The organism is Streptomyces sp. NPDC046977, assembly GCF_040644455.1.
In the GTDB taxonomy this organism is placed as follows: domain Bacteria; phylum Actinomycetota; class Actinomycetes; order Streptomycetales; family Streptomycetaceae; genus Actinacidiphila.
The window spans coordinates 286,087-295,287 of record NZ_JBEYWO010000004.1; the positions used below are offsets into that span (position 1 = coordinate 286,087).

8 protein-coding genes are annotated in these 9,201 nt (G+C 73.8%); 5 read left to right on the forward strand and 3 right to left on the reverse strand.

The features are described 5' to 3' along the window. Positions 1 to 40: 40 nt before the first annotated feature. From ABZ883_RS08680 to ABZ883_RS08700, 5 genes are all read left to right on the forward strand, one after another. Positions 41 to 1,060: a helix-turn-helix transcriptional regulator gene (locus ABZ883_RS08680; protein WP_360903713.1), complete on the forward strand. Its 1,020-nt coding sequence runs from the start codon at positions 41 to 43 to the stop codon at positions 1,058 to 1,060. A gap of 124 nt (positions 1,061 to 1,184) precedes the next feature. Next, the gene (locus ABZ883_RS08685; RefSeq protein ID WP_360903716.1) at positions 1,185 to 2,249 is read left to right on the forward strand and encodes a biotin/lipoate A/B protein ligase family protein; all 1,065 of its coding nucleotides are present in this window, start codon (positions 1,185 to 1,187) and stop codon (positions 2,247 to 2,249) included. A 139-nt stretch (positions 2,250 to 2,388) separates the two neighbouring features. Further along, positions 2,389 to 4,071 (forward strand): ABC transporter ATP-binding protein, encoded by a 1,683-nt coding sequence (locus ABZ883_RS08690; protein ID WP_360903718.1) that lies wholly within the window; start codon positions 2,389 to 2,391, stop codon positions 4,069 to 4,071. After that, entirely contained in the window at positions 4,068 to 5,861 is a 1,794-nt protein-coding gene (locus tag ABZ883_RS08695; RefSeq protein ID WP_360903721.1) for an ABC transporter ATP-binding protein, read from the forward strand. The genes ABZ883_RS08690 and ABZ883_RS08695 overlap by 4 nt, the downstream gene beginning before the upstream one ends. 95 nt (positions 5,862 to 5,956) lie before the next feature. After that, positions 5,957 to 7,033 carry an iron-siderophore ABC transporter substrate-binding protein gene (locus tag ABZ883_RS08700; RefSeq protein ID WP_360903724.1) on the forward strand — a complete coding sequence of 359 codons (1,077 nt, stop codon included), beginning with the start codon at positions 5,957 to 5,959 and terminating at the stop codon, positions 7,031 to 7,033. Between the two features lie 55 nt (positions 7,034 to 7,088). Here the strand turns inward: ABZ883_RS08700 and ABZ883_RS08705 are convergent, their stop codons facing one another. From ABZ883_RS08705 to ABZ883_RS08715, 3 genes are all read right to left on the reverse strand, one after another. Then, the gene (locus ABZ883_RS08705) at positions 7,089 to 7,427 is read right to left on the reverse strand and encodes a YciI family protein (RefSeq protein ID WP_360903727.1); all 339 of its coding nucleotides are present in this window, start codon (positions 7,425 to 7,427) and stop codon (positions 7,089 to 7,091) included. Positions 7,428 to 7,987: 560 nt separating this feature from the next. Further along, complete coding sequence (locus ABZ883_RS08710; protein WP_360903730.1) at positions 7,988 to 8,578, reverse strand: DUF1062 domain-containing protein; 591 nt, start codon at positions 8,576 to 8,578, stop codon at positions 7,988 to 7,990. 235 nt (positions 8,579 to 8,813) lie between these two features. Continuing rightward, positions 8,814 to 9,194: a hypothetical protein gene (locus ABZ883_RS08715; protein WP_360903733.1), complete on the reverse strand. Its 381-nt coding sequence runs from the start codon at positions 9,192 to 9,194 to the stop codon at positions 8,814 to 8,816. Positions 9,195 to 9,201 lie beyond the last annotated feature (7 nt).

A 9,201-nucleotide genomic window follows, 5' to 3' on the forward strand; every position in this document is an offset into this window, starting at 1 on the left:
GATCAACGGGCGTTCCCCGATCGACAGATGGGCAGGCCAGATGGATGCGACCTCCGGCGGCCCGTGGGCCGGCACCGGCCTGGACCCGCTCAGCGGCCGCGTCCTGGAGTTCCTGGTCGGCCACCCCGCGGCCGGCGCCGAAGCGGTGGCGGAGGCCGCCGGCGTACCCGTCGAGGACGCCGAACGCGCGTTGCGGACACTGGAGGACGAACTGCTCGTCCTCCGCGTCGCCGGCCGCCCGACCCGCTGGCGGGCCGGCCCGCCGCGTTCGTCCCTCGGGTCGCTTCTCGCCCGCAGGCGCGGTGAACTCGCTCAGGCGGAGCTGTACATGGAGCAGCTCCACGAGGTCTACCGTGCCGTCTCCGGCTCGCACGCCCCGCACCTCGTGGAGGTCCTGGAGCGCGCCGAGGAGGTCGCCGCACGCTATGCCCACCTCCTCAGGGCCAGCCGCCGCGAGGTGCTGCACCTGGCGAAGCCGCCTTATGTGACCGGTACGGAGACCGCCTACGGCGAAGGGCGGGAACGGGCCGCGGGGGAGGCCGCCGTGCAGGACGGGGTGCGGCTGCGCTCCGTCTACGACACCGAGGGCTTCACCGACGAGATGTCGCTCGAAACGGCGCTGCGCGGCACGGCGGGCGGCGGCGAACTGCGGCTCAGCTCGGGCCTCCCCGTCAAGCTCGTGGTCTTCGACGGCACGACCGCCCTGCTGCCGGTCGACAGCGACCACCCCGCGGCCGGGTCACTGGTGATCCACGCCCCGGCCATGGTCGCCGTGCTCGTCGCGCTGTTCGAGCGGCTGTGGGAGCGGGCCGTGCCCATGTCGCTGGAGAGCCGCCAGGACTGGCCGGTCGCGCGCCAGGCGCGTGAGGCGGACATCGACGAGCGCACCCGCGAGATCCTGCACCTCATGGCCACCGGGATGAAGGACGACGCCATCGCCCGGGTGCTCGGCGTCAGCCGCCGCACCGTCCAGAAGCACGTCAGCGAGGCCGGTACGGCGCTGGGCGCCCGGACCCGCTTCCAGATAGCCCTGCTGGCCGCGGAGCGCGGCTGGCTCTGAGGCCCCGGCGCCACCGGCGGGGTCCGGAATCGGTCCGGTGCCGGAAGCGTTGCGGGTCAGCAGGGGGGCGGTCCGCCTGGGCGGTACCGTGACAGCGGACTACGGACGATCAAGGCGGAACGTCATGCACGGCGAGTACAAAGTCCCCGGTGGCAAGCTGGTGCTGGTCGACCTCGAGGAGCGGGACGGAGTCCTGAGGGACGTCCGGGTCGCGGGCGACTTCTTCCTGGAGCCCGACGAGGCGATCCTCGCGATCGACCGGGCCCTGGAGGGGACGCCGGTGACCACCGACGCCGCCGGGATCGCGGCGCGCGTGGAGGCCGCGCTCCCCGAGGGCACCGTGATGTACGGGCTCACGGCCGAGGGCATCGCTGTCGCGGTGCGCCGGGCGGTCGCGCAGGCGACGGACTGGACCGACTACGACTGGCAGCTGATCCGGGAGGCCCCGCAGTCGCCCGAACTCCACATGGCGCTGGACGAGGTCATCACCGCCGAGGTCGCCGCCGGCCGGCGCCCGCCGACCCTGCGCGTGTGGGAGTGGGGCGCCCCGGCCGTCATCATCGGCAGCTTCCAGTCGCTGCGCAACGAGGTCGACCCCGAGGGCGCGGAGCGGCACGGCATCACCGTGGTGCGGCGCATCTCGGGCGGCGGCGCGATGTTCGTGGAGCCGGGCAACACCATCACGTACTCCCTGTCGGTGCCCGTGTCACTGGTGTCGGGGCTGTCGTTCGCCGACTCCTACGCCTACCTGGACGACTGGGTGCTGGAGGCGCTCGGCGACATGGGTATCAAGGCGTGGTACCAGCCGCTCAACGACATCGCCACGGAGGCCGGCAAGATCGCCGGTGCCGCGCAGAAGCGCATGGTGGGACCCGAGGGCGGCGCCGGCGCGGTGCTGCACCACGTGACGATGGCCTACGACATCGACGCCGACAAGATGCTCGAAGTCCTGCGCATCGGCCGTGAGAAGCTCTCCGGCAAGGGCATCGCCAGCGCGAAGAAGCGCGTCGACCCGCTGCGGCGGCAGACCGGCCTGCCCCGCGAGACGGTCATCGACCGCATGGTCGAGTCCTTCCGCACCCGCTACGGGCTCAGCACCGGTCAGGTCACCGCGCAGGAACTCGCCCGCGCCGAGGAGCTCGCCGCGACGAAGTTCGGCACGGCGGAGTGGACCGCGCGCGTGCCGTAATCCCCCCCGCACCCGTCCGGGCTCCGCGCGGGGGACTCCGTCCGCGCTTGACCTCGGCCCTCCTAGTTAGACTAGCCTTACCTAAATTGCTGGGTGGGGCCGGTCGGCGACCGGCCGGGCTTCCGGAGGGGTGCGCGGAGTGCGAACGAAGGTGTCACCGGGGCGTGACGTCCTGCTGCGGACCGTCAGGAGCCGAGGGCGGGACGTCGCGACCGGTGCCGTGCTCGGGGCCGGGCACCAGTTCGGGGAGGCACTGGTCCCCGTCCTGATCGGCGTTGTCGTCGACCGGGCCGTGGCCGGCGGGGACGGCGGCGCGCTGCTGGGCTGGCTCGCCGTGCTCGCCGTGGTCTACGTCGGGCTCTCCTTCAGTTTCCGATTCGGCGCCCGCGCCGGGGAACGAGCCGCGGAACAGGCCGCGCACGAGCTCAGGACCGCCCTCGTCCGGCGCGTCCTGGACCCGGCGGGCGGCGCGGAGCAGGGCCGGCTGCCCGGCGAGCTCGCGAACATCGCGACGGAGGACGCCAAGCGCGTCGGAGCCGTCAACATGGCCGTGATGACCGGTATTTCGGCGCTCACCGGACTCCTGGTGAGCGCCGTGGCCCTGCTGCGGATCTCCGTCCCGCTCGGCCTGGTCGTACTCCTCGGCACACCGGTGCTGCTGTGGCTCGGGCACCTGCTCAGCAAGCCCCTGGAGCGGCGCAGCGAGGCCGAGCAGGAACAGGCCGCGCACGCCTCGGGCGTCGCCGCCGACCTGGTGACGGGACTGCGGGTGCTCAAGGGCATCGGCGCCCAGGCCGCCGCCGTCGAACGCTACCGGCGCACCAGCCGCGCCTCGCTGGGCGCCACGGTGCGGGCGGCACGCGCCGAGGCGTGGCAGAGCGGCGTGGTGCTCACCCTCACCGGTGTCTTCATCGCCGTCGTCGCGCTGATCGGCGGACGGCTCGCCCTGGCCGGCGACATCACGCTGGGCCAGTTCGTCTCCGCCGTCGGTCTCGCGCTCTTCCTGCTCGGGCCGCTGGAGGTGTTCGCCTGGGTCAACGCCGAGTTCGCCCAGGGCCGGGCCTCCGCCGCCCGCGTCGCCGCCGTGCTCGCCGCGGAACCCGCAGTGCCGTCCGGCCCGGCCGAACTGCCCGACCCCGTGCGCGGCGCGCTGCGGTTGCGCGGCGTCGGCCTCGGCGCGCTCCGCGGGGCGGACCTCGACGTCCGCCCCGGCGAGCTGCTCGGCGTCGCCAGCACCGACCCCGCCGCCGCCCAGGCGCTGCTCGACTGCCTCGGCCGCACCGCGGACCCCGAGACCGGTGTCGTCGAACTGGACGGCACACCCCTGACGGACCTCGACCCGGCCCTCCTGCGCACCGCGGTCCTCGTCGCCGCGCACGACGCCGACCTCTTCGAGGGCACCCTCGCCGACAACCTGGGCGGCACCGGGGACACCGACCGCGCGCTCGCTGCCGCCTGCGCCGACGAGGTCGCCAGGGCCCTCCCCGAGGGCACCGCCACCGGGATCACCGAGGGCGGCCGTTCGCTCTCCGGCGGCCAGCGCCAACGCGTCGTGCTCGCCCGCGCCCTCGCCGCCGAGCGGCCGGTGCTCGTCGTCCACGACCCCACTACGGCCGTCGACGCCGTCACCGAGGCCCGCATCGCCGCCGGGCTGCGCGAGCACCGCCGCGGCCGGACGACCCTCGTGGTCACCAACAGCCCCGCGCTGTTGTCCGTCACCGACCGCGTCGTGCTCCTCGACGGCGGTCAGGTGACCGCCGACGGCCCGCACGGCGACCTCGTGCACGGCGACGCGACCTACCGGACGGCGGTACTGGCATGACGACGGCGTCGGCGCGCTCGGCGTCCCCGGAACGCGAACTCCTCCCCACGGCGACGCCCGCCAGGACCCGGGCCGCCGTGCGCGAACTGCTGCGCCCGCACCGGGCGCTGGCGGCCGGCGGGGCCGCGGTGATGGTGGCGGCCACGGCGGTGGGGCTGCTGACCCAGCCCCTGCTGGGCCGCGTTGTCGACCTGGTCACCGAGCGGAGCCCCGCGGGCGCACTGACGCTGCCCGTGGTCCTGCTGGTCCTGGTCGCGCTCGCGCAGGGAACGACCACCGCACTCGGCATGTCGCTGGTGTCGCGGCTCGGCGAGACCGCCCTGGCCGAGCTGCGCGAACGCTTCGTCGAACGGGCGCTGTCGCTCCCGCTGGACCGGCTGGAGCGGGCCGGCTCCGGCGACCTCAACGCCCGTGTCACACGCGATGTCTCGCGGGTGGCCGACGCGATCCGCACGGCGCTGCCCGAACTCGTCCGCTCGGGCCTGGCGATCGTGCTGACGCTGGCCGCGCTCGCGGTGCTGGACTGGCGGTTCCTGCTGGCGGCGCTGCTGGCGGTGCCCGTGCAGGCGTACACCGCGCGCTGGTACGTCCGCAACGCCGGCCCGCTGTACGCCAAGGAGCGCATCGCCACCGGCGCCCAGCAACAGCAGTTGCTCGACACGATCGGCGGCGCCGCCACGGTCCGCGCCTACCGGGCCGAGGCCGCCCACACCGCGCGCGTCACGGAGAGCTCCCGCGCGGCCGTCGACCTGACGCTGCGCGGAGTGCAGCTCGTGCTGCGCTTCTACAGCCGGCTGCACGGAGCCGAGTACACGGGACTGGCCGCCGTGCTGGTCACCGGGTTCCTGCTGGTGCGCGGCGGCTCCGTGTCCATCGGCACGGCGACGGCGGCGGCCCTGTACTTCCACAGCCTCTTCGGCCCGGTGAACACCGCGCTGGTGCTGCTCGACGACGCCCAGTCGGCCACCGCGGGCCTCGCCCGGCTGGTCGGCGTCGTCGACGAGCCCGTGCCGCCCGCGGACGCCGGCCCTGAACTGCCGACCGCCACCGCGGGCGTGCCCCCCACCGTCACGGTGGAGGGCGTCGGGCACGCCTACGTCCCGGGCCGGCCGGTGCTGAGCGACGTGGACCTCGTGCTGCGGCCCAAGGAGAAGGTCGCCCTCGTCGGTGCCAGCGGCGCGGGCAAGACCACCCTTGCCAAGATCGTCGTCGGCATCCACCGGCCGTCGTCCGGCCGGGTCGACATCGGCGGCACCGAACCCACCGAGAGCGCGGCCACGGTGGGCCTGGTCACCCAGGAGGTGCACGTCTTCTCCGGCCCGCTCGCCGAGGACCTGCGCCTGGCGAGGCCGGACGCCACCGACGAAGAACTGCGCGAAGCCCTGCGGCGGGTCGGTGCGCTCGGCTGGGCCGAGGCGCTGCCCGAGGGCCTCGGCACCGTCGTCGGCGAGGGCGGCCACCGGCTGACCGCGGACCGCTCGCAGCAACTCGCCCTCGCCCGCCTGGTGCTGGCCGATCCCCCGGTCGCCGTCCTCGACGAGGCCACCGCGGAGGCCGGCAGCGCCGGTGCCGGGCGCCTCGAAGAGGCCGCCGAACGCGCCCTGGAGGGCCGTACCGCCCTCGTCGTCGCGCACCGGCTCAGCCAGGCCGCCTCCGCCGACCGGGTCGTGGTGATGGAGGAGGGGCGTGTCGCCGAGAGCGGCACCCACGACGAACTGCTGTCCGCCGGAGGGCCGTACGCCGCCCTGTGGCGGGCCTGGGCGGAACACCGCAGCGGTGCCCGGCCGTAGCCCTCCATCGGCCCTTGCTCGACCCTTGCCAGACCCCTGTCCGACCCCCTTCCGACCGATACGTCCAGAATCGACACGAACAGAAGGATCACGCGATGCCCCGCGCCACCAGAGCCACCCGGTTCGCCGGACTGCTCGCCTCCGTCATGATGCTCATCGGCGCGGTCGCCGCCTGCGGCTCCACCGACTCGGCCTCCGGCTCCCCGGCCCCTGACTCCTCCGGCTCCGCCAAGGCGCCGGCGAGCACTGCCTTCCCCGTCACCCTCACCCACAAGTACGGCAGCACCACGATCAAGGCCGAGCCCAAGCGCGTGGTCACCGTGGGCCTCACCGACCAGGACGCCGTCCTCGCGCTCGGCACCGTGCCCGTCGGCACCACCGAGTGGATCGGCGGCTACAAGGGCGCCATCGGCCCCTGGGCCCAGGACAAGCTCGGCTCCGCCGCCGCGCCCACGGTCCTGAAGGACACCGGCACCGGGCCGCAGGTCGAGAAGATCGCCGCGCTGAGGCCCGACCTCATCCTCGCGCTGTACTCCGGGCTGACCAAGGCCCAGTACGACACGCTGTCGAAGTTCGCTCCGGTCGTGGCCCAGCCCAAGGAGTACAACGACTACGGCATTCCGTGGCAGCAGCAGACCGAGACCGTCGGCAAGGCGCTCGGCAAGGCCGACGAGGCCAAGAAGCTCGTGGACGGCGTCGAGGCGAAGTTCGCCGCCGCCAAGACGGCCAACCCCGCCTTCACCAAGGCCACCGCGGTCATGGCCACCCCGTACGAGGGCACCTTCGTCTACGGCAGCCAGGACGCCCGCTCCCGCTTGCTGGCCGACCTCGGTCTGAAGCTCCCCGCCGACCTGGACAAGGTGATCGGCGACCAGTTCGGCGCCAACATCAGCAAGGAGCGCACCGACCTCCTCGACCAGGGCGTCGCCGTGTGGATCGTGCCCGACACCACCGCGGCCGTCACCAAGCTGCACCAGGACAAGCTGTACGCCGACCTGAAGGTCGTGAAGGAGGGCCGCGAGGTCTTCGTCAAGGAGTCCGGCGACTACGGCAACGCCGTGTCCCTCTCGACCGTGCTCAGCATCCCCTACGTGCTCGACCGCCTCGTGCCGCAGCTCGCGGCGGCGGTGGACGGGGACCCGGCCACCAAGGTGGAGCAGCCCGCCTCCTGAGTGGCCGTCAGGCGGTGTGCGCCTCGGCGCACACCGCCTGACCCCGATCCGTCGATCAGGCCTCCGGGTCGGCCATGATCTCCCGGACCTCCTGCGTGCAGCGGCACGCGGCGGCGATCCTGGCAGCCCACTTCAGGGCGTCCTCGCGCGAGGGCACGTCGACGACCGAGAACCCGCCGAGCACGGCCTTGGTCTCCGGGTACGGGCCGTCGGTGACGGTCCCGTCGGTGGCCACGACGGACGCCCGCTGCGTCCGCAGCCCGCCGCCGAAGACCCACACCCCCGCTTCCCGCGCCTCCCGCACGACCGCGTGCGAGGCCTCGGCCACCTCGGGCAACTCCTCCTCGGGGATGACCATCGTGCCGTCGTCGAACGAGATCAGATACCGCGTCATCCGCCGCTCCCTGGCCGGTTGCTCCTTCGGGCGCCTCTCACCCTACGGTGAACGGCTCCCTCCCGGCTCGCGGAACGGGGCCCGACACACGACGTGGTGGCGCAGCCCTCCCCGAGGCGAAGGTGCGACTCTCGCCGTCCTCCCCCCGGCATTGCTGCCGGGGGGAGGACGGGCCATCACGGCTGACCGGTACCGGGCGGAGCCCGGCCCGGTGCCCGCCCGTCAGACCCGGCGCCACCGCCTCGGCAGCGGGCGTCGCGCCGAAGATCGCCATGTCGCCGTCCCCCGGCTCGGCACGGAACCGCTCGGTCTCCTCCGCCGGAGCGCCGGAGGCCATGCGGCCACGGCCCCGCACCGGCTCCGGCGGGCGGAGACCACCGGGTTCGGGACCGCGGCCTGCTCGGGCCAGGGATGCCGGCCGGCGGTCCCCCCGTACAGCGTCGTGACGTACAGCCGACGTCGCAGCAGATGGAAGCCGGCCCCGCGGATCCCGGCGGTGACGTCCGGCCCGACCATGCAGCCGCCGAGCCGGACGCCCGTCGAACACGTCACGCCGCGCATCAGCAGTCCTCCCCGGGAACGAGATCCGGAGTGCGGTCGCCGGGGCGCTTGAGCATGAAGGTGAAGTCGCCGGAGAGCTTGCCGGTCAGCCGGACCGCCGACACGAGACTTCCGTCCGCGATCAGTCGTTCGACCTCGGCCCGCGGCAGACCGCAGCCCTCGGCGATCAGCCGCACCGGCCGGACGGGGATCCGTGCCGCGAAGCGGACCGAGACGTCGATCACCTCGGGGTCCGGATGATCCGGTCCGCTCGTGTCGAGGCGCCAGGCGCTGTCCCAGTCGAGTGCGACGCGGTTGCGGCGCAGCAGGACCGGGTCCTGGAGCAGTTCGGCCGCCAGGGCGGGGTCGTTGTCGTGCATCCGGTCCAGCAGCGCGGGCCGTACGGAGCGTACGTTCACCCGCTCCAGGACCGTGAGCTTCACGGTGTCCCCGCACGTGGTGCAGAGCACGAGCAGCCAGGCGTCGATGAGTTTGTGGTTGGCGTTGACACGGAACTTGCCGTTCGCCCGGAAGCGTCCGGACGCGCAGGTGTGGCAACGGCGGAGGACGGTCGGCAGGCAGGTGGGCATGACCACCCAGTTCTGGAGCACAGAAGTACACCGGTTTCAGTGAGAAGACCGCAGCAGGAAGCAGCGCGGCGCACGGCATGCGCGACGCGCGACAGATCAGCGCAGGGGAGGTCTCACACGGTGTACAACGGGACGTCCTTGCCTCGGCGACGGGGTCGGCAGCACGGTAGTGGCGCAAGGTGGCGCCGCTCCACTGGTTTTTCCGTGCCCCGCCACCGGCCGTCCGACCGGGAGGGCCAGGGTGCTTGACGGGACGTCAGCGGCGGGCGGCCAGGGCCCGGGTGACTTCGGCGTCGTACTCCTCGGCGTCGAAGTGGAACGCCGGAGGGCGCACCTGACCGGCGGGCACCTGCCAGTCCGACCACTCGACGAGGCCGTCGTGCCGCCGCACGAGCACCGACAGCCGGCCGCAGCATCCGCCTGTGCAGGCGGGTTCCCCGAGGACGACCCGTCGCCCCTCGGCGGCGGCCCGGAGCGGACTGCGCCCGTCGGCGGGCAGGGCCTCGTCCGCGAGCGGACCGCGGCCTCCCTCACCGACCGCCTCCGCCACGACGTCCTCACCGTCGACCCGGAGCCGCAGCCGGGCGGGCCATCGGGGGCCCGGCGGCAGCACGTCGAGGTCGAGTCGATTGAACACCCGTCCA

What these genes read in the sequence shown, in the direction of transcription:
- ABZ883_RS08695 (WP_360903721.1), top strand. Translation starts at nt 4,068, where the DNA reads ATGACGACGGCGTCGGCGCGCTCGGCGTCCCCGGAACGCGAACTCCTC.
- ABZ883_RS08685 (WP_360903716.1), top strand. Translation starts at nt 1,185, where the DNA reads ATGCACGGCGAGTACAAAGTCCCCGGTGGCAAGCTGGTGCTGGTCGAC.
- ABZ883_RS08680 (WP_360903713.1), top strand. Translation starts at nt 41, where the DNA reads ATGGATGCGACCTCCGGCGGCCCGTGGGCCGGCACCGGCCTGGACCCG.
- ABZ883_RS08705 (WP_360903727.1), bottom strand. Translation starts at nt 7,427, where the DNA reads ATGACGCGGTATCTGATCTCGTTCGACGACGGCACGATGGTCATCCCC.
- ABZ883_RS08700 (WP_360903724.1), top strand. Translation starts at nt 5,957, where the DNA reads ATGCCCCGCGCCACCAGAGCCACCCGGTTCGCCGGACTGCTCGCCTCC.